18 protein-coding genes are annotated in these 20,416 nt (G+C 37.8%); 17 read left to right on the plus strand and 1 reads right to left on the minus strand.

What is annotated here, in order from left to right; all coding sequences use genetic code 11:
- Nucleotide 1: 1 nt before the first annotated feature.
- From AC3B6B_RS03800 to AC3B6B_RS03870, 15 genes are all read left to right on the plus strand, one after another.
- The gene (locus AC3B6B_RS03800) at nucleotides 2-1,054 is read left to right on the plus strand and encodes a glycosyltransferase (protein WP_489757343.1); all 1,053 of its coding nucleotides are present in this window, start codon (nucleotides 2-4) and stop codon (nucleotides 1,052-1,054) included.
- 10 nt (nucleotides 1,055-1,064) lie between these two features.
- Nucleotides 1,065-2,108, plus strand: a complete 1,044-nt coding sequence (locus tag AC3B6B_RS03805; RefSeq protein ID WP_489757344.1) for a glycosyltransferase — start codon at nucleotides 1,065-1,067, stop codon at nucleotides 2,106-2,108.
- 75 nt (nucleotides 2,109-2,183) lie between these two features.
- Nucleotides 2,184-3,311, plus strand: coding sequence for a hypothetical protein (locus tag AC3B6B_RS03810; protein WP_489757345.1), 1,128 nt, complete (start codon nucleotides 2,184-2,186; stop codon nucleotides 3,309-3,311).
- Nucleotides 3,292-4,290 carry a stealth conserved region 3 domain-containing protein gene (locus AC3B6B_RS03815; RefSeq protein WP_489757346.1) on the plus strand — a complete coding sequence of 333 codons (999 nt, stop codon included), beginning with the start codon at nucleotides 3,292-3,294 and terminating at the stop codon, nucleotides 4,288-4,290. The genes AC3B6B_RS03810 and AC3B6B_RS03815 overlap by 20 nt, the downstream gene beginning before the upstream one ends.
- 20 nt (nucleotides 4,291-4,310) lie before the next feature.
- Nucleotides 4,311-5,726 carry an oligosaccharide flippase family protein gene (locus tag AC3B6B_RS03820; protein WP_489757347.1) on the plus strand — a complete coding sequence of 472 codons (1,416 nt, stop codon included), beginning with the start codon at nucleotides 4,311-4,313 and terminating at the stop codon, nucleotides 5,724-5,726.
- Between the two features lie 210 nt (nucleotides 5,727-5,936).
- Nucleotides 5,937-8,210 (plus strand): DNA translocase FtsK, encoded by a 2,274-nt coding sequence (locus AC3B6B_RS03825; RefSeq protein WP_489757348.1) that lies wholly within the window; start codon nucleotides 5,937-5,939, stop codon nucleotides 8,208-8,210.
- Nucleotides 8,203-9,465, plus strand: a complete 1,263-nt coding sequence (locus AC3B6B_RS03830) for a M16 family metallopeptidase (protein ID WP_489757349.1) — start codon at nucleotides 8,203-8,205, stop codon at nucleotides 9,463-9,465. Before AC3B6B_RS03825 ends, AC3B6B_RS03830 begins: the two co-directional genes overlap by 8 nt.
- Nucleotides 9,462-10,727 carry an EF-P 5-aminopentanol modification-associated protein YfmH gene (gene yfmH / locus AC3B6B_RS03835; protein WP_489757350.1) on the plus strand — a complete coding sequence of 422 codons (1,266 nt, stop codon included), beginning with the start codon at nucleotides 9,462-9,464 and terminating at the stop codon, nucleotides 10,725-10,727. Before AC3B6B_RS03830 ends, yfmH begins: the two co-directional genes overlap by 4 nt.
- A complete protein-coding gene (ymfI, locus tag AC3B6B_RS03840) occupies nucleotides 10,728-11,453 on the plus strand; it encodes an elongation factor P 5-aminopentanone reductase (protein ID WP_489757351.1) in 726 nt (241 codons plus the stop codon).
- Between the two features lie 37 nt (nucleotides 11,454-11,490).
- The gene (locus tag AC3B6B_RS03845; protein WP_489757352.1) at nucleotides 11,491-12,327 is read left to right on the plus strand and encodes a helix-turn-helix domain-containing protein; all 837 of its coding nucleotides are present in this window, start codon (nucleotides 11,491-11,493) and stop codon (nucleotides 12,325-12,327) included.
- Nucleotides 12,328-12,332: 5 nt separating this feature from the next.
- On the plus strand, nucleotides 12,333-12,914 hold the full coding sequence (gene pgsA, locus AC3B6B_RS03850) for a CDP-diacylglycerol--glycerol-3-phosphate 3-phosphatidyltransferase (protein ID WP_489757353.1): 582 nt from the start codon (nucleotides 12,333-12,335) through the stop codon (nucleotides 12,912-12,914).
- An 88-nt stretch (nucleotides 12,915-13,002) separates the two neighbouring features.
- A complete protein-coding gene (locus AC3B6B_RS03855; RefSeq protein ID WP_489757354.1) occupies nucleotides 13,003-13,533 on the plus strand; it encodes a CinA family protein in 531 nt (176 codons plus the stop codon).
- A gap of 41 nt (nucleotides 13,534-13,574) precedes the next feature.
- Nucleotides 13,575-14,678 carry a recombinase RecA gene (recA, locus tag AC3B6B_RS03860; RefSeq protein ID WP_489757355.1) on the plus strand — a complete coding sequence of 368 codons (1,104 nt, stop codon included), beginning with the start codon at nucleotides 13,575-13,577 and terminating at the stop codon, nucleotides 14,676-14,678.
- Between the two features lie 331 nt (nucleotides 14,679-15,009).
- Nucleotides 15,010-16,572 (plus strand): ribonuclease Y, encoded by a 1,563-nt coding sequence (gene rny, locus AC3B6B_RS03865; protein ID WP_489757356.1) that lies wholly within the window; start codon nucleotides 15,010-15,012, stop codon nucleotides 16,570-16,572.
- Between the two features lie 98 nt (nucleotides 16,573-16,670).
- Nucleotides 16,671-17,804, plus strand: a complete 1,134-nt coding sequence (locus AC3B6B_RS03870; RefSeq protein ID WP_489757357.1) for a glycosyltransferase family 4 protein — start codon at nucleotides 16,671-16,673, stop codon at nucleotides 17,802-17,804.
- On the opposite strand, the gene AC3B6B_RS03875 is transcribed toward AC3B6B_RS03870, so the two are convergent.
- Nucleotides 17,773-18,399, minus strand: a complete 627-nt coding sequence (locus AC3B6B_RS03875; RefSeq protein WP_489757358.1) for a YigZ family protein — start codon at nucleotides 18,397-18,399, stop codon at nucleotides 17,773-17,775. The two genes, AC3B6B_RS03870 and AC3B6B_RS03875, sit on opposite strands and share 32 nt — an antisense overlap.
- Before the next feature lie 44 nt (nucleotides 18,400-18,443).
- On the opposite strand from AC3B6B_RS03875, the gene AC3B6B_RS03880 reads away from it, so the two are divergent.
- Nucleotides 18,444-19,724 (plus strand): DEAD/DEAH box helicase family protein, encoded by a 1,281-nt coding sequence (locus AC3B6B_RS03880; protein ID WP_489757359.1) that lies wholly within the window; start codon nucleotides 18,444-18,446, stop codon nucleotides 19,722-19,724.
- Nucleotides 19,717-20,400 carry a ComFC family protein gene (locus tag AC3B6B_RS03885; protein ID WP_489757360.1) on the plus strand — a complete coding sequence of 228 codons (684 nt, stop codon included), beginning with the start codon at nucleotides 19,717-19,719 and terminating at the stop codon, nucleotides 20,398-20,400. Before AC3B6B_RS03880 ends, AC3B6B_RS03885 begins: the two co-directional genes overlap by 8 nt.
- The last annotated feature ends 16 nt before the right edge of the window (nucleotides 20,401-20,416 follow it).

Genomic DNA, 20,416 nt, shown 5'->3' on the forward strand with positions numbered 1-20,416 from the left:
GTTGAAACGACGATTAGTTTATATTGTGGAATCCTTTGGTGGCGGGGTGTTAACTTTTTTACGGGAGTTAACGCAAGGATTAATTGGAGATTTTGAAATTATCATTCTGTATGGTCGCCGCGCGCAAACACCCGAGAATGTGGCTGATCTGTTTTCAAGTCAGATCAAATTAATTGAAATTAAAGACTTTCAACGCAGTTTAAATTTGATAGCCGATAGTCGCGCATATTGTCACTTGTATCAACTACTTAAAACTTTACAGCCCGATATTGTACATTTGAATTCTTCTAAGGCGGGCTTTTTAGGTCGCTTGTTACCATTTAATGCACAAACCAAAATTTTTTACACACCACATGGTTATAGTTTTTTAAACGCACCGCAGTCAAAGCCCCAATTAAATTTATATTTTTGGGCTGAAAAATTATTAGGATACCGCAAACGTGTGCAAACAGTCACGGTGAGTTTCAGTGAGTACCAGCAAGCTCAAAAAGTTACTAAAAATGTACAATGTATCAATAATGGTATTGACGTCCAAGCAATTGATCCAATTCAGCCAACTGATTTGCCATATCAGCATGCGATTGTAACGGTAGGGCGCATTAGTGAACAAAAAAATCCGAAGTTTTTTAATCAGTTGGCGCAAAAGTTTCCGCAACAACAGTTTTTGTGGTTGGGTGATGGACCCTTGAAGTCACAATTAACGGCGCCAAATATTCAAGTTTTAGGTTGGTTAGCGCACGAGCAAGTATTGGCTATTCTCAAACAAACGTCAATTTTCATTTTATTGTCTAAATGGGAAGGATTATCATTGGCATTATTAGAAGCGATGTATTGCCAGAATAGCTGCATAGTCAGTAACATTGCTAGTAATCAAGCAGTGATTCAGGATCAGCAAACAGGCTTGGTGGTTGCCGATTTACCGCAAGCTGTGGCGGCATTAAACGAGTTATTAAAGCAACCTGATTTATATAGTAGAGCTGCCAAAAAAAGCGTGCTGCAGAATTATGATGTACGACGGATGGTTAAAAAATATTACCAATTATATAATTCATGAGGAAACTATTGTGAAAAAGATTCTACATTTTGTGCGTACAAATATTTTTAGTGGCTTGGAAAGTACGGTTTTAAATATTTGCACCTTAGTTCCTGGCTATCAGCAAGCTTATGTTTCACCATCAGGAGTAATTGATGACTATTTAAGTGCAGCTCATGTTCAACATATTATTGTTCAGCAATTAACTCCTAGGATTGTCCGGCAAGTGATTGAACAATATCATCCAGATATTGTCCAAGGTCATGATGTGGTCGCCAGTTTGTGTTTAGCAGCCAATGCTCATTATTGTCATCAAAGCCAAATTCAAATTATTTCCCAATTGCATAGTAATGATCCCCAAATGACACATTTGACGTGGCGGTCATTATTATATGCAGTGAGTAGTTTGAGTTACGACCAAGTGATTGGAGTGTCAAAAGCTGTTTTAGATGAATTTTTATTCAAGAAACTGATTGCTGATAAATTTACAGCTATTGAAAATGTGATTAATCCACAAAGCATTAAGCAACAATTACAGTCCTCTCAAACACTGAAGAAGCAGTGGGATTGCTTATTTATTGGACGATTAGTGGCGGCTAAGCAACCTTTGAAATTTGTCGCCATTATGGCAGAACTAGTTAAAAGAAAGCCTGATTTACAAGCAGCAATGTTAGGCTCAGGGCCTTTAATGACGCGATTACAAGAAATGATTAGGCAAGAAGGATTGCAAAATAATATTACTTTATTGGGCTTTCAAAAAGATCAGTATGTATATCTTAATGCTACTAAGTTATTAGTCATCACTTCTGATTATGAAGGTTTTGGTTTAGTGGCGTTGGAAAGTTTGTTACTGGCCAAACCAGTGATTGCTCCACCGGTTGGGGGGCTTGTTGAAATTGTTGATTCCACTTGCGGAGCTTTAGTGCAGACGAAGGCAGAATTTGTAACGGCTATTATGCAGCTCTTACAATCACCGACTTTGTACCATTCTAAAGCTGTAGCAGCCCAGCAAAAAGCTCAGCAAATTAACCGTTTGGATCGGTTTCAACAGCAGTTTAGTCAGATTTATCAATAAAGTTTTGCTGCAGTCAACAGCTAGGTAATGTGAGTGTAATGGAAACTGTAAGTAACTCAAAGGAGATTATAATTAGTGCAATGGGAATTGAGGTCTAAAATTTGGCTGAATATGTACGGTATTTACTTATTTGGTTATATTGTATTAATGACGAGTAATTTAGGGCTAACCACGACACTGCAATTTCCTTTTTTGATTGTTTCCATGCTGGGATTTGGTCCCTTTTTACTTTGGCGCACTTATTCTTTAACTGAATTTTTAGTTTTGGTGGGGAGCATGATCATGGCGATCATGGTTTCCGTGACGTCACATACAACCGTCTTTATTGTGTTAATTGTCTTTATTTTTAGTGCACAAAATGTGCCCGTTAGAGCTTTTGTTAAAAAAGATTGGTTAATGCGGCTTGTGGCGGTCAGTTTAGTTATACTTTTGTCAATTATGCACCTCATCCCCAATCTCTTATTGAATCGTAATGGTAGTGGCTTACGTTCTTCGCTAGGATTTGATCATCCGAATACGACGGGACAAATGTTGCTGTCTTTGATGGGTGATTTAGCGTTTCTTTACGGGCGCAAGCATCCTTACCTGGTTAATTTCACCATTCTTGCAGTTTTTATATGGAATATGGTTATGGTTGATTCACGCTCCACCGAATTAGGATTAGTGGTATTATTGCTGTTTAATTTGTATTTTAATTGGCAGCAATCGGCCGGTCTATCTAAAACATGGACCTTAATGTGGATGGTGTTACCTTGGGTTTTGACCGGGATTTCAGTTGGTTTGATTACTAACTTTTCGGGTAGTAATTTTTATTGGCGTTTGAATGAATTATTATCCAATCGTTTAGCTTACATGAATAACGTTTGGAATTATTATCCGGTGACTATTTGGGGACAATTTATCCCCACTGGAAGTGGCTTTTATCAAGATTTAAACCGCAATGTCATCGATAATTCTTATTTTTCCATTTTAATGCGAACGGGTCTGATTTCCATTATTATTTTTCTAGGTTATCTCAGCGCTGTCATCAAACGCTTAATTCAACGACATAATTTTCAACTATTTGCCTTAGTCGTCGTTGTTTGTCTCGTTAGTTTAATGGAATCGCGTTTAAATTATTTTCAGTACAATATTGGTTTATTAATTTGGTTTATGAAAGATTCAACGATAAAAGGAGAGCAACATGTCAGTTCCAACAATTGATGCTGTGATTACTTGGGTTGATGATTCTGATCCCCAATGGTTAACTAAAAAAAATCGCTATCAATCAAAAGCAGATAACTTTTTAAATGGAGCAGCGCGATACCGGGATTTTGATACTATCAGGTATGTACTACGCTCAATTGAACAATTTGCACCGTGGATCCGTCGGATTTTTTTAGTAACGGATCAGCAAGTACCACGTTGGTTAGTTGAACATCATTCAAAGTTACAAGTTGTTGATCATCGAGATTTTATTCCACCGGAATTTCTTCCGACTTTTAATACAAATGTTATTGAGATGAATTTTTATCGGATACCTGAACTATCTGAAAAGTTTATTTCATTTAACGACGATATGTTATTGACGCGACCAGTTAAACCAAGTGATTTTTTTGTGCACGATCTACCCAAAGATACTGCAGCTTTATCGCCAATTTGTCCCGAAGTTAATGGAATCGAAAGCTTGATGGTTAATGATGTGAAGTTGATTAACTCGCAATTTACCCAAAAGGCAGTGGTGCAGCGCTATTGGTCGAAATTTTTTAATTGGCGTAACGGACCTTATAATTTGCGGACTTTGTTTTTGCTACCTTACACCAAATTTAGTGGCTTTATGGATTTTCATATTCCGTTGTCACTCAAAAAAAGTGTGTTACAAGCTTTAGCAGAACAATTTCCTCAACAATTTCTGCAAACTAATCGGCACCGTTTTCGTTCGAATAGTGATTTGACCATTTGGTTGGTTCGTTACTGGCAGCTGTGCACGGGACAATTTCAACCGCGCAGCTATCGTTTTGGTAAATATTTACCATTAACTGACTTGCCTGCTATTCAAACAGCTTTAACTGATCGGCATTGTAAAACTATTTGTGTGAATGATGTTCCAATGACAGCGACACAATTACTGGATGTGCAGAATAATTTGGCGGGAATTTTGGAGCAAAGATTACCCCATAAATCATCGTTTGAAAAAAATTAAAACAATGGGAGATTTTAGTAGTGCAGTTAATTAAGAACTATTTATATAACGCAGTTTACCAAATTTTTGTATTACTAATTCCGTTAGTCACGATGCCATATATTGCCCGCGTTTTGGGAGCAAAAAATTCTGGTATTGTGGCCTTTACGGCTTCCAATACGCAATATTTTGTATTACTGGCTTCGTTAGGAATATCAGTTTACGGCAACCGAGAGGTGGCTTATCATCGCCAAGATCGACGCACATTATCACAAATTTTTTGGGAATTATTTAGTTTACGACTTATTATGATGTTTGTAACCCTGGGGTTATTTGCGCTCTTATTAATAGGACAGAAGCAATATGTCATGGCTTACATGGCACAATCTGTTTTAATTATTGCCACGGCATTTGATATTTCGTGGTTTTTTATGGGCTTAGAAAATTTTAAAGTGACGGTGATGCGTAACTTTGTGGTCAAACTCATTTCCTTGGTTTTAATTTTTATTTTGGTTAAGTCGAAAGCAGATACAGTCATCTATATTCTTATTACTTCTGTAGCCCAATTGTTAGGTAATTTATCTATGTTTACTTATCTCAAAAACTATGTGATTTGGCCGCAATGGCCATTGCATTTTTCTAAGCATTTCCGTCAAGCCTTACTGTTTTTTATACCCCAAATTTCAGTATCCTTATATACTTCGTTTAACAAAACTATTCTGGGTTGGTTAGTTTCAGTTACTGCTGCAGGGATGTTTGACTACGCTGATCGAATTGTCCGCTTAGCATTAGCGGTGGTCACGGCGGTAGGAACCGTCATGTTACCACGAATGGCGCAAATGTTTGCTCAAGGCAATTTGACTAAAGTCAAACGTTATCTATGTTTGTTATTTAACGGAATTAGTTATTTGGCTGTACCAATTATGTTTGGTTTGGCTGCCATTGCACCCAAATTTATTCCGTTTTTTCTAGGTCACCATTATCAAGTTGTGAGTGTATTAACGATGCTAGAAGCAGTGGTGATTGTCATTATTGCCTGGGAAAATGTGTTGGGTAATCAATATTTAATTCCCACTAATCAAACAGCAACTTATACGAAAGCAATTTTAGTAGGAGCGCTGGTGAGTTTATTGTTGAATCCACCATTAGCCAAATTTTTTGGACAAATAGGTGCCACCTTTGCCATGGTAATAGTGGAAAGTAGTATCTTACTTTATGAATTATTTGCGCTCAGAAAAGTAGTTTCTTGGAAAGAATTGTTTGGAGATTGCTGGAAAGCCTTTTTAGCTGGTAGTATCATGTTCTTAGTGGTTTATCAACTGAACTTGTGGTTAAGCTTTAACATTGTTACGCTATTATTAGAAGTGGTTTTAGGCGTAGTAATCTATTTTAGTTTGTTGTGGATTCTACATCCGCAAGTTAAAACAGTTGTGTTAAATTTACTCAAGCAACATTAATTTTGATAAAGATTGGTAAAAAAAGGTAAGCGGGCTGGTACTTGGTCGGCTTTTTTAATACTATATTATAAGACACTAAAAATAGTGGTGAAGACAAACCGGTAGTAAGTAACGATAGATCATTTAAATTCTAGAGACTGGTTAAAAAACATTATTTTAATGGCTGTGCTTGTTCAACGATTAGTCAAGTAATGTTAATGGGAGAAGAAAATGGTTCGTAAAAAAGCGGTACAAACTAGTAAGAAGAAGCGTAAAAAACATGCACAAGTAAAAGAAGCGGATTATGTTATCAATTTGGTGGGCTTAGCACTAGTATTGCTTTCAATTTTGGCGGATTTTAAATTAGGTCTAGTTGGGCGCTTTTGTGCTAATTTATACCGCATTTTAGTTGGTAACGGATTTCAAGTGTTAGCGGTTGTAGTAACTATTGTTGGACTTAGTATGTTTGTTTTGGGGCGGATACCGCGCTTAGCTGGTAAACAATTATGGGGAATCATCTTTGTTACTAGCAGTTTGTTAATGTTAATGCATGCGGCTTTGTTTAAGCAATTACAATTAAGTCATGATTTAGTTCATATCACGTGGCGCATGTTAGCGGGAGATATAGCTATTAATCAAGTGGCTTCAAATGTTGGTGGTGGAATGCTGGGTGCTTGGTTACTGACACTGTTCCAAGAATTATTTTCGATGCCCGGAACTTACTTATTATGTGGTTTATTAATAATCTGTGGGATACTAATGATTTTGAATGTGCAGATTAAACAAGTAGTAATGGTGTTTCAAAAAATGATTAGTGGTTGTCAATGGTTAGGTAATTATTTAAAAACAGCTTATCAAGAACAGCCAGTTCATGAGCCACATTTAACGAATCGAAAATTAAAACCGCAACGTTCTGCAACTGAAAGTTCAGATCACAATCAGCCAGCTGTTCCTAAAACTGAGCCAGCAACTCAAGGGGATGATGATTTTAAAATTGAAACGCCCCCAACTTTAAAACCGGTAACCCCTAATTTACAACCAGTCACTAGTAGCGTATCCAATGAAGATTATCAATTGCCAGATCTTTCGTTGCTCAAACAAGTTCCGCCAGCAGATCAATCGCAGGAGTATGCATTAATTGATCAAAATCGGAAAAAATTAAAAGAAACCTTAGCTAGTTTTGGAGTTGAAGTGGAAGTTAAAAAAGCTACGCTGGGGCCCACAGTTACGAAGTACGAAATTCAGCCGGCAGTTGGTGTTAAAGTCAGTCGTATTGTTAATTTAGCGGACGATTTAGCTCTGGCCTTGGCCGCCAAAGACTTGCGTATTGAAGCCCCTATTCCTGGCAAGCCTTATATTGGCATTGAGGTCCCGAACCAAACGCCTTCTATGGTTTCCTTTCGCGAAATTATTGAAAATCAACCAGAGCATGCGCAACAGGTTTTGGCTGTTCCCTTGGGCAAAGATGTCTATGGACAAATTGCAATGTGTGATTTGGCGCAATTACCGCATTTACTAATTGCGGGTTCCACCGGTAGTGGTAAATCAGTGGCGATTAATACGATTATTACGGGTCTATTAATGCAAGCTAGTCCGCAGGTAGTGAAAATGATTCTAATTGATCCCAAAATGGTTGAGTTAAGTATGTATAATGGCATTCCGCATTTATTAATCCCGGTAGTGACCGATGCTAAAAAAGCTAATAGTGCTCTTCAAAAAGCGGTCCAAGAAATGGAACGCCGGTACCAATTATTTGAACAAACCGGTTATCGCAAGATTGAGGAGTATAATCAAGCTGTTGAACAAAATAATCAAGATAAAACTAAACCCGTCAAGGAAAAATTACCTTATATTATTATTGTAGTTGATGAATTGTCCGATTTGATGATGGTTGCTGGCCGTGATGTAGAAAATTCAATTGTGCGGCTAGCCCAAAAAGCGCGCGCAGCTGGAATGCACCTGATTTTAGCAACACAAAGACCATCAGTTGATGTGATTACCGGTTTAATTAAGGCCAACATTCCTTCCCGAATGGCGTTTGCTGTTTCTAGCAATATTGATTCACGCACAATTTTAGATTCACCTGGCGCGGAAAAATTGCTAGGACGGGGAGATATGTTATTTGAACCCATTGGGCAAAATAAGCCTAGCCGAATTCAAGGAGCATACATTTCGACAGAAGAAGTGGAACGCGTCGTTGATTTTGTTAAGCAGCAGCAGGCCGCAGCATATGATGAACAGCTATTACCAAGTGACCAAGCAGAAGCGACTAATAGTCAGCAAGTTGATGATGAGTATTGGCAAGAAGCGGTCGAATTAGTTGCTCGGGAACAAAAAGCGAGTGTATCAATGTTACAACGGCGGTTTCAAATTGGTTATAATCGCGCCGCCCGCTTAGTTGATGCGATGGAAGAACGTGGAATTGTGGGACCCGCCCAAGGATCTAAGTCACGTAAAGTATTGATTGATCGCCCAGAAATTGAGGATATTAGAAAAGATGAATGAACCTAAAATTATACAATTACGCCCGGGGGTGGAGTTGTGGTGGTTACCGACTGATAAATTTCAAGTGTTTCGTTGGGAATTTAATTTTGTTACGCCGCAAAAAAAAGCACAAACTACTCAACGTAAATTGTTGGTCAACTTATTACAACGCTCTAGTAAACGATATACGACACAAGCACAGTTGGCCCGGCAGTTATCTTTATTATATGGGGCAGAGATTACAGGAAAAACGAGTATTTTACGAAATTTAAATATATTATCGTTAGCTGTGACAGCCCCAGCAGCTTTTCAAACAACTAGTTTAATACAACCAGGATTGAAATTATTGTCAGAATTAATTGCGGCTCCTAATTTGCAAGCGAACCACCAACTTTTTATGGAATCCGCGTTTCAGCTTGAGCAAACTAATTTAGCTAATTTTTATCAATCACTGCAAGATGATTATGCGTTGAAAGCTAGCTTAGGGTTAAAGCAAATATTAGCCAGTGCCGATTATCAAGTGCCAGCATTTGGGTCTTCGACACAGTTACACCAATTGACCAATGAGCAAGTTAGTCAACAATATCATGACTTAATGAAACAAGATCGATTAATTATGACGTTGGTGGGTGATCCGCACGATCAGGCAACTACTACCTTTTTACAGCAACTGGATTTTTTAACGGCCCGCGCACAATCAATTAACTTGAAGGCGCAGCAGTTATTAACTTTACCAAAACATCCTGTCTGTATCCAACAACATGAACCCATTCAGCAGAGTCAATTAGTGATGGCTTACCATAGTTCTACAAAGCACGCAGCGGCTGTTTGGCAAGTCTTCAATATGATGTTGGGTGGTGATGACCAATCGTTATTGTTCATTAATGTCCGGGAGCAAAAGGGCTTAGCTTACTCAATTTATAGTACAGTGAATGCTTTTGAAGGATTGGTAACAATTCAAGCGGGCGTTTCAGCCGCGCAAATTGCAACTGCTCAAGAGCTAATTCAACAACAAATCACGCAATTGGCCGAACAAGATCATGAGCAGTTGTTACAGCATGCAAAATTAGCGTTAGTTAATCAACGACTGATTGATTCTGATAATATTGCTCACCAAAGTGAGCGGTTACTGTTAAAGGCGCTTAACTCCCACTTTATTTGGCCTGATAGTGACTATGCTCACCAAATTCAAGCGGTGCAATTAGCTGAGGTTCAAGCTTTAGCGGCACAATTACAGTTAAGTGCCCAATATCAATTAATAGGTGATAATAAATGAGTTCTTTAGAAATTACTACAATTCATAATTCCGCCAATTTACCAATTAAAGCAATCATTAAACCTGATTTTCATCAAACTTATGCTTTAGCCATGGTTGATTTTGGTTCCTTAGATTCGACGATAACTAATCAATCAAATATTATCCCGGGTTCTGCTCATTTTCTTGAACATAAGTTATTTGCCAAACCTAATTTTGATAGTGCCGAAGCTTTTGCTAAATTTGGTGCTAATTCCAATGCTTTTACGAGTTATACCAAAACAGCTTATTTATTTCAAACTGTAGGACAAGTAGCCAATAATCTGGGAGTATTGCTAGATTTGATCAGTCGACCGTATTTTACGGCAGCGAATGTTTTAAAAGAACAAAAGATTATTGCCCAGGAAATTCAGATGTATGCCGATAACCCGGATTGGGTCTTGGAACAAGCTACTTTAAATAACTTGTTTCCCCATGATCCCATTACACAAGATATTGCGGGTACTTTAAGCTCAATTCAAGAAATCACCGCCGCTAATTTATTAGCGATTTACCAACAATATTATGTGCCTAGTAATTTTCAGATTTATTTAGCTGGTGCTATTGATCAACAAAAGTTAGAATTTCAGTTGGACGAAATTATTGCTCATAATCAGGCTATCCAACAGTTTGCGCACCGAACTAAGCAACCTATTTTGCGGTATCGGCCAGTGGACTATCCTGTCAAAAGTGCACAAGAGATTGTCTTTAAAGCGCAGCGGCCGCATATGATGATTGGTTTACGAATTATGATCCAAGCTAGTTTATCCGAGATGATTGTTTTACAAAATCAATTGGAATTGTTATTCGAATTGATTTTAGGCGAAACCTCCTCATTCAGACAATCTTTATTAGAACAGCACTTGATTGATGATAGCTTTGGTTATAGTGTCATTGTAGAACGGCAATATGCCTTTATTTTGATTAGTGCAGAAACTGACCAGCCCCATCATTTAGGAGAAGTTTTACGCACGTATTTACTCAAGCAGAAGTTTATGGCAGAATTAACAGCGGCAGCTTTAGAGATGGTTAAAGCTGATAGTATTGGGAGCTATTTGTTTGCGAGTGACTATATGGAAAATTTGGCTACAGAATCAGCAGAGTTGGCTTTTTATGATTTGAGTTATGAACAAATGCCATCATTAATTAATCAGGTTTCTTTGGAAAAGTTGCAAACTTTAGCGACCACAATTTTTCAAGCAGATAATATGATCATTACTTATTTACAGCCGGAGATGAATTAAATGAAGTGGGCGTTAATTTTAGGAGCAAGTGGAGGAATGGGCCAAGCTATTGCTGCTGATTTAGCACAAGCAGGCTGGTCATTGTATCTTCAAGGTAACGAACATATTGCGCAATTACAACAGGATCAACAACAATTACAGCAGCAATATCCCCAACAAGATTTTTTGGTTTTAAAATCCGATTTCAAGAAGCTTGAAAATACTGCCCAAATAGTTGATAATATCTTTAGTTTAGATGCCCTGATTGCGGCACAAGGAATTACTAATTATCAGTTATTTGATCAGTTGAGTTTGACACAAATGCAGGAAATTTTGCGTGTTAATGTGGTTTTTCCATTGCACTTGATCCAACAATTGCAAGATAAGTTGGCGGTCAGTCATTGTGGCAGAATTGTTTTATTAGGTTCAGTATATGGCGCTCAAGGTAGTGCAATGGAAGTGATGTATAGTACCACTAAAGGTGCTTTGACCGCTTTTGCGAAAGCTTATGCAAAAGAAGTGGCTAGTTTAGGCATCACAGTCAATGTTTTGGCTCCTGGGGCAGTGGATACTACTATGAATCAAATGCTAACTCCACCGGCTAAACAGCAACTAGTGGAACAGATTCCGCTAGGAAGAATGGCGACTCCACAAGATTTAAGTTATTGGATTAGAACGATTTTGGATCCTAAAGCCCAATACTTGACAGGTCAAACTTTGTACGTAACTGGTGGTTGGTTAAATTAATTAGTTATTTAAATTTCAATATAATGGTGGTTGAGCAATGAGTGAATTAGGCGATAAATTACGTGATGCACGGCTGGAAAAGGGTTATACAATTGATGATCTACAAAAAATAACTAAAATTCAAAAACGTTATTTAACGGCAATTGAAGAAGGACGATTAGATCAATTACCCGGTGATTTTTATGTGCGTGCTTTTGTCAAACAGTATGCGGATAGTGTTGGGTTAGATAGCCAAGCTTTAATTGAGGACTATCAGTCGGAAATTCCTAAAGTACAACCAGAAGAGACACCCGTCCAGTCACCAACGGTTAAAAAAGAAGCTTTGGCTCCTAATTTAAAACGGCATTGGCCACAGATTGTAATTTTAGCAGTAGTGCTAATTATTGTGATTTTAATTTGTTTAGTGGCAGCGAAAGTTCACAAGCAAAATGCTAATCCAATTCCAACTTCGCATCAAAAAGTGGAACAAACAACGACTAAAAAGCCGAAGAAGCATATTAAAAAGCCAGTAGCTAAGCAGTCAACTAAAAAAACAACTGCCAACAATAAAAATCTAGTTTTAAAGGCAGATGCTGATGTGGCTGATCATTTTACCATTCAAAATTGGTCACAACAACCGCAGCACGAAGTTAAATTACAAGCTACTTCTGCCCAGGCGTGGATTGCGGTACGGGCTAATGGACAAACTGTTTGGCAAGGAGCTTTACAGCCTAATTCTGAGCAAACGGTTCAATTGAGTAGTAATTTAAAACAATTTCAAGTACAAACTGGTAATGCTGCGGTAACTAAAGTTTTGATTAATAATCAAAACTTGCCAGTTCCAGATAATCAAACTGGTACGGTTCATACCTATACAATGCAAATTAAGGAGTAATCTGAATGAATTTACCCAATAAATTAACTTTATTACGGATTATTTTAATTCCCATCTTTATGATTTTTATGTCGATTGATTTTCATTTAGGACAGGTGAGTTTTTTAGCAACGACCATTACGTGGCAATCATTAATCGCTACAATTATCTTTATAGTAGCTTCTATTACAGATTTTATTGATGGTAAAATTGCGCGTGGACGTCATTTGGTGACCAATTTTGGTAAATATATGGATCCATTAGCTGATAAAATGTTGGTTTTAACAGCGTTCGTGTATTTGGCAGCTCGGCACCAAGCCCCGGCTTGGATTGTGGCAATTATTGCTTGTCGCGAGTTATTGATTACGACATTAAGATTATTGATTGTGGAACAGGGTGGTTCCGTCATGGCAGCACAGATGCCCGGTAAAATTAAAACTGCAACCCAAATGTTGGCAATTGTTTTCTTAATGTTAAAAGATCCGATTTTTGCTTATTGGAATATTCCGTTTGGTTTAATTATGTTATATATTTGTTTAATCTTTACCGTTTATTCGGCATATGATTATTTATGGCAGAATCGTCAGTTTTATTCTGATTTTAAATAATTGAAACGTCCTGTTAGTTAATAGGACGTTTTTTGCTTTTTTAAGTTATTTAGTAAGATAATTTTGTAATTAATAAAAGGGTGATTGGATGTCAGAAGAAATAAAACAATTTTGGATGTGTCAAGGGAATCCGCCCCAATTTAATTGGGCTGATTATCAACCTTTAATAGCACAAGTGGTACGCGGATTGCAACATAATAAGCAAACCATTACGGCAGCAGAAAGTTTAAGCGCTGGTTTATTTCAAGCAACCTTAGCGACCGTACCTGGTGCTTCGCAAGTTTTTGCGGGTGGTTTTGTGACTTACTCGCTAGCCATGAAAGCTCAATTATTAGCTATTGATGCAGATTTATTAGAACATTATGGAGTGGTGAGTGCTTGGACTGCCGAACAAATGGCGCAAAATAGTGCTCGGATTATTGGTAGTGATTGGGGGGTCGGCTTAACAGGTGTGGCTGGACCAGGTTTATTGGAGCAACAACAACCAGGGACCGTTTATCTAGGAGTTAAGTCACCCAAAGATGTGCAAGTTCGGCGGTTTGCGTTTCAAGGAACCAGACAAGTCATTCGCCAAAAAAGTGTAATTGCTGCTTTTATTATGATTTTAAATCAGTTATAATCTTGATTGAGAGAACAAACGTTTGGTATGGAGGTATTAAAGTGGCTAAAGATAATAAAGAAGATGAAGCTGGTCGCGAGGAAGCGCTGAATAAAGCTCTAAAGAAAATTGAAAAAGATTTTGGTAAAGGAGCTATTATGCGTTTGGGAGAAAGTCCTAAAACTAAAGTTTCTTCTATTTCAAGTGGTTCTTTGGCTTTGGATAATGCGTTGGGCATTGGTGGTTATCCGCGCGGCAGAATTGTGGAAATATATGGTCCAGAAAGTTCTGGTAAAACAACTGTGGCCTTACATGCTGTGGCAGAAGTGCAAAAGAACGGGGGAACCGCAGCTTATATTGATGCTGAAAATGCGATGGATCCAGATTATGCTAAGGCTTTGGGAGTTGATATTGACAATTTGTTATTGTCACAGCCAGATACTGGAGAACAAGGACTGGAAATTGCTGATGCTTTAATTAAAAGTGGTGCGATTGATATCTTGGTCATTGATTCAGTAGCTGCCTTGGTTCCTAAGGCAGAAATTGATGGTGAAATGGGTGACTCACATGTCGGCTTGCAGGCGCGGATGATGTCGCAAGCTTTACGGAAGCTGTCTGGTAATATTAATAAAACCAAAACGATTGCTTTATTCATTAATCAAATTCGTGAAAAAGTGGGCGTTATGTTTGGTAATCCGGAAACTACTCCCGGTGGTCGTGCTTTAAAGTTTTACGCGACAGTGCGCTTAGAGGTTCGCCGTTCTGAACAGATCAAAGAGGGCTCTGACGTTATTGGTAATAAAGTTAAAATTAAAGTGGTTAAAAATAAGGTAGCACCGCCCTTTAAATTAGCACTAGTAGATATTATGTATGGTCACGGAATTTCACAAACAGGTGAGATTTTAGATATGGCTGCTGATCAAGAAATTATTAACAAGAGTGGTTCTTGGTACTCTTATCAAAATGAACGTATCGGTCAAGGCCGCGAAAATGCGAAAGCATATCTAGATGATCATCCAGAGATGAAAGCCGATATTAAACAGCAGGTTCGTGATGCTTATCAAATGGATGATATTAAACAATCTAGTACTGAAGATCAATCAGTAGAAAAAACTGCTGCCGATTCTAAAAACAATAAAACTGATCTTAATTTAACAGATCAATAATTTTGGCTAAAATTTGCTGATTGGAAAGATTTGCCTATTATCGAAACTTTTTAACGTTAAAGTTCTGATTCAAATAAACATTCGTTGACAGTTTGCCCAATAAACAATAATATTAATATGTACCGAGTTTTAAAGCAGTAATTTAATTAAGTGCTTTATCTAGGTGCCAATAAAATAGAAAAAGAAACTGAAACGAATGTGCTTATTTGAATGTTTTAAGTTTAATAGTCAGGTTGAAATTTTTTAGTTACTTTCTAAAAAATTAACTTGCTTGATGGTAAGCCGTTTTATTTCAGTCTCTGAAGTCATTAGTGTGGCTGGAGGGATTTAAATGGCAGTTTTAATCGCCCTAATAGTCGCGCTGGGGTTATTAGTTATTGGTACTGTAGTTGGTTTTTTGATTAGAAAAAATGTCTACGAAAAAAGTTTAGAGCAGGCAGGACAATCGGCAGCACAAATTATTGTGGATGCTAAAAAAGCTGCTGCATCTGCCAAAAAAGAGGCATTGATCGAAGCACGTGAGGAAAGTCACAAGTATCGTCAGGAACAAGAAGATGATCTGCGTGATCGCCGTAAGGAATTACAACGGCAAGAAAATCGAATGTTGCAGCGAGAAGAAACTTTAGATCGCAAAGATAACTCGCTGGATCAACGTGAACATTCTTTAGAGAAACGTGAACAAAAGATTGATACTACAGAACAACAATTAGAACAACAGACAAAGCAAATTTCTTCTACCTTAACTCAGCAACAAAATAAATTAGAAGAAGTTGCGGCCATGACACATGAACAGGCCCGTAACTATCTTTTAAAACAAATTGATGAACATTTAGTTCAAGAAAAAGCCCGTTTGATTCGTAATAGTGAAGAAGCAGCCAAGCAAGATGCTGATAAGTGTGCTAAACAAATTATTGTTGATGCTATTCAGCAAAGTGCAGCGGATACTGTTTCTGAATCCACAGTTACAACTGTTTCTTTACCTAATGAAGAAATGAAGGGTCGAATCATTGGGCGTGAAGGTCGCAATATTCGTACTTTAGAATCTTTAACAGGAATTGATGTAATTATTGATGACACACCACAGGCGGTGGCTTTGAGTGGCTTTGATCCCATTCGGCGTGAAATTGCGCGGTTGTCATTGGAAAAATTAATTTCCGACGGACGAATTCATCCAGCTCGTATTGAAGAGATGGTTGATAAGTCACGTAAAGAAATGGATACACGTATTCGTGAATTAGGTGAGCAGACTGTTTACGATTTGGGAATTCATAGTATTAATCCCGATTTAATTAAGATTATCGGACGATTGAATTTCCGGACTAGTTATGGTCAAAATGTCTTGAGTCATTCAATTGAAGTTGCAAAATTAGCAGGAACTATGGCTGCTGAATTAGGTGAAGATGAGACTTTGGCGCGGCGTGCAGGATTGCTACATGATATTGGCAAAGCATTAGATCATGAAATTGAAGGATCACATGTTGAAATTGGTGTCGATATTACAAGTAAGTACAAAGAACCCAAAGTGGTAGTTAATACGATTGCTTCGCATCATGGTGATGTTGAACCACAATCGATGATTGCAGTATTGGTGGCTGCGGCAGATGCGATTTCTGCTGCTCGTCCTGGAGCTCGTTCTGAATCAATGGAAAATTATATTCATCGATTGGAAAAGCTGGAAAATATTGCTAATAGTTATGATGGCGTTGATCATAGTTATGCAATTCAAGCAGGACGTGAGATTCGGATTATGGTAAAGCCAGAACAAATTTCCGATAATCAAGCAACAATTTTGTCGCGGAAAATTCGCAATCAAATTGAAAAAGAATTAGAATATCCGGGTCATATCAAAGTAACAGTGATTCGTGAAACTCGAAAAATTGCTTATGCTAAATAAGGCATAAGCTTTTTTTAAGTAAAAAATTAATAAAAGTTGTATTCAAGTAGAGCAAATATTATAATTTCCTTTGTATGTGAAAGGAGTCGCTACCAACGATGTTAAGTGTGATTGTAAAATTGGTTTTAACAATGATTATTGCAGCAGTAATAACTCCTTTTGTTCGTAAATTGGCCCTGGTATTGGGAGCTGTTGATAATCCTAATGCGCGGCGAGTTAATAAAAAGCCAATGCCCACACTGGGCGGTTTAGCTATTTTTTTAGCGTTTAATTTTTCGACTTTTGTCTTATTACGTGCCCAATTTCCCACACATGAATTGTTTAGTGTTTTTTTAGCAGAATGTATTATTTTATTGACGGGTTTGATTGACGATATTCGAGAATTAAAGCCGATGCAAAAAATGTTTGGGATTTTAATTGCAGCATTAGTAGTTTATTTCTTGGCCGGAATTAAAATGACTTATGTTGTCTTGCCTTTTGTAGGTTCTTTTCAATTAGGTTGGCTCGGTTTGCCAGTGACAGTGTTTTGGATTTTGGCAATTACGAATGCGGTTAACTTAATTGATGGATTGGATGGGTTGGCCACTGGCGTTTCGATCATTGCACTGTTTACCATGGGTGTAATTGGTTACTTTTTTTCATCTGTGGGTAATACTTATGTGACGATCTGGATTTTTGCGATGGTGGCTTCCTTAGTGGGCTTTTTGCCACATAATTTTCATCCGGCAAAAATTTTTTTGGGAGATACTGGTGCACTGTTTGTGGGCTTTATGATTGCTGTCTTTTCTTTAAAGGGCTTAAAGAACGTCACTTTTATTTCTTTAGTCATTCCGATTGTGATTTTAGGAGTGCCAATTAGTGATACGGTCTATGCCATGTTAAGACGGTTTTTGAATAACAAGCCCATTTCTCAGGCGGACAGACATCACTTACATCATCGTTTGATGCAATTGGGTTTGAGCCATCGCCAAACGGTGTTAGTCATTTATGGTTTATCATTAGTCTTTTCTTTTATTGCCTTACTATATCCGGTTTCCTCTTTTTGGGGTAGTATTTTACTAACTATTGCTGTTTTAATTGGCTTGGAGCTCTTTGTGGAGTCAATTGGTTTAGTTGGAGAGAATCGCCAACCTCTGTTACATGCAATTCAAAAATTAGTTAAACGTTTGGAAAAAGATGATCTGAAAAAAGATGATGAAGTTACTTTAAATAAGGAATCTCATGAAAAGTAGTAGGTCCCATTTGCACGGGGATTTGCGCGTGTAGTTGGTTATTAAGATCGGTGAGAAAATTCGGGGTCTGTTGTTGATCGAGTAGTAATGTTAGTTGGACTTGAGCGGCATAATTGGTATTAACTAGATTAACAGGTTGCTGTTTGAGCCAGTAATTGATCAGGTCTAGCTGTTTATAAGTTAAGGTAACAAGCAGCTGTTGTTGCAACACAATTTGCACACGTCCTGCTTGGTTAATAGCATCTGCAACACTTTGACGATAAGCGCGAATCAAACCACCGCTACCGAGTTTAATTCCACCAAAAAAACGGGTGACTACGGCTAGTGTATTTTGAACTTGCATAGCTTGTAAAGTTTCTAACATAGGTATTCCCGCAGTGCCTCGGGGCTCACCATCGTCACTGGCGTGTTGCTGTAAATTATCAATAATATAAGCACTACAATGATGACTAGCTTTGCTAGTCTTTTTTTTGATGTCTGTTAAAAAATCTTGCGCTTCATTAACGCTTTGCACGCGTTTAAGTGAAGTAATGAACCGAGATTTTTTAATAACTAGTTCATTCGTAAAATCTTGCGCAATTGTAATTTTTGGCAAAAAAATTCTCCTTTTTATCGTAATTAATTTAAGGTGAGTAATTGATGGATGTAAAACAATTATCTGGACGACTATTAGTTCTAGATTCACCGACAACTTATACTAAAGCTATTCCTGCACTATATAAACTCGATGGAAATCAATTTTGTTGTCGTCGGTGCCAGATGGTTAATGACTGGCGAGTTTATAGTTTGCCAGGCGATAATTTTTATTGTCCAGCCTGTCTAAGCTTAGGACGTTTAACTAATCATAATTATCTAATTGCGATTGCTGAGCAGAATCAATTTCCAGTAATTCAGCAACCGTTGACGTGGACTGGGCAATTAACAGCTGCTCAAACAATCATTTCGCAAAAACTTTGTCAAATAGAACGAACCAAACAGGATCATTTGGTGTGGGCAGTAACTGGTAGTGGTAAAACTGAAATGTTATTTAAAGTTTTACAGCAAGCGGTTATTCAAAGAGAACGGATTGCTTGGGTTGCTCCGCGAGTAGATGTTTGTAATGAAATTTATCCACGATTGCAAGCAGCTTTTCAACCAGTTAGTTTGGCACTATTACATGGACAAGGTGCTAGCCAATATTATTATTCACAAATCTTAGTTTGTACAGTCCATCAGCTATTAAAATTTTACCAAGCGTTTGATTTGATAGTTCTGGATGAATGCGATTCGTATCCATATGTTAATAATTTAATGTTGCATAACGCCATTAAAAACGCTTTGAAGCCAAAGCATTCACTAATTTCTTTGTCTGCCACGCCTAGTTTAGAATATTTACAATTGATCAAGAAGCAAAAATTATCCTATAGCTTACTAAGCCGCCGATTTCATGGACATGATTTACCAGAACCTAAATATTGTTGGGTCAATCATATTTCGATGCAGCAACTTCATTGGCGCCTAAAACGGCAAATTCGTGAACTTTTGAACAAACAACAACGCTTTTTATTGTTTGTGGATAGTATTCGGCAAGCTGAACAATTATCGCAGTTGTTACAGCAAACCTATCCTGACTTACAACAAACTTATGTGCACGCCAAAGATGCAATGCGACAAATCAAAGTGCAAAAATTTCGCGCTGGTCAGTGGCAAGCACTGGTGACAACCACCGTTTTGGAACGAGGAGTAACGTTTGATAATATTGATGTCTTAGTTTGGCAGGCCGATTCCAAGCGCTTTACTCAACAAGCATTGGTTCAGATTGCTGGAAGAGCCGGTCGCAGTAGTAGTCATCCGGATAATCAAGTTTGGTTTTTTGGAACACATTATACAACTAATATTGCCCAGGCAATTCACCAAATCCGGCGGTTGAATTGTGCTTAAGCAATGCTTATTATGCCAAGAAGCGATTGTTTTTGAGCTGACGCCGATGCAAGTTTTAGGAATTCAGCTAATTGATCCACCAGCGATTTGTCAGCGTTGTTTACAAGAATTTGCGCTAATTACGTCACCACATTGTCCGCAATGTTATAAAATGGGTTCCAGTAAACTGTGTTCAGATTGTCAATTATGGCAAAAACAAGGTTATCTAAGTGTGCGCCATCGCGCTTTGTTTAAATATAATAATGCTATGCATGATTATTTTAAACGATATAAGCGCTATGGCGATTATGCCTTAAGGGCTTGTTTTCAAAGCCTGATCCACCAAAAATTACGGTCTTTTCAAGGCACAGTAGTTTATATTCCTAGTTCAACGGAGCATTTGCAGCAACGACATTTTGATCCAGTTGTCGGTCTTTTCAAGGAAGTAGTCGATTTAACACCAGCATTGATTAAGTTACCCACCCAGCAAGCACAAGCGCAAAAAAATCGCCGAGAAAGATTGCAAACGACTCAGTTTTTGCAATTTAATCATCAATATGATTCTATCTTATCAGTCAAACAAATCTTAGTGTTGGATGATATTTATACAACAGGGCGCACCATTTTGCACGCCTATGATTGTTTACGACAAGCGGGTTATCAGGGAGAAATTTCTTCGTTTTCTTTGGCCAGATGATTGGCTTTTTATTAAT

This window comes from Bombilactobacillus sp. ESL1197 (assembly GCF_058107145.1).

What these genes read in the sequence shown, in the direction of transcription:
- AC3B6B_RS03845 (WP_489757352.1), top strand. Translation starts at nt 11,491, where the DNA reads ATGAGTGAATTAGGCGATAAATTACGTGATGCACGGCTGGAAAAGGGT.
- AC3B6B_RS03870 (WP_489757357.1), top strand. Translation starts at nt 16,671, where the DNA reads ATGTTAAGTGTGATTGTAAAATTGGTTTTAACAATGATTATTGCAGCA.
- AC3B6B_RS03825 (WP_489757348.1), top strand. Translation starts at nt 5,937, where the DNA reads ATGGTTCGTAAAAAAGCGGTACAAACTAGTAAGAAGAAGCGTAAAAAA.
- pgsA (WP_489757353.1), top strand. Translation starts at nt 12,333, where the DNA reads ATGAATTTACCCAATAAATTAACTTTATTACGGATTATTTTAATTCCC.
- AC3B6B_RS03830 (WP_489757349.1), top strand. Translation starts at nt 8,203, where the DNA reads ATGAATGAACCTAAAATTATACAATTACGCCCGGGGGTGGAGTTGTGG.
- AC3B6B_RS03880 (WP_489757359.1), top strand. Translation starts at nt 18,444, where the DNA reads ATGGATGTAAAACAATTATCTGGACGACTATTAGTTCTAGATTCACCG.
- AC3B6B_RS03815 (WP_489757346.1), top strand. Translation starts at nt 3,292, where the DNA reads ATGTCAGTTCCAACAATTGATGCTGTGATTACTTGGGTTGATGATTCT.
- AC3B6B_RS03855 (WP_489757354.1), top strand. Translation starts at nt 13,003, where the DNA reads ATGTCAGAAGAAATAAAACAATTTTGGATGTGTCAAGGGAATCCGCCC.
- yfmH (WP_489757350.1), top strand. Translation starts at nt 9,462, where the DNA reads ATGAGTTCTTTAGAAATTACTACAATTCATAATTCCGCCAATTTACCA.
- rny (WP_489757356.1), top strand. Translation starts at nt 15,010, where the DNA reads ATGGCAGTTTTAATCGCCCTAATAGTCGCGCTGGGGTTATTAGTTATT.
- ymfI (WP_489757351.1), top strand. Translation starts at nt 10,728, where the DNA reads ATGAAGTGGGCGTTAATTTTAGGAGCAAGTGGAGGAATGGGCCAAGCT.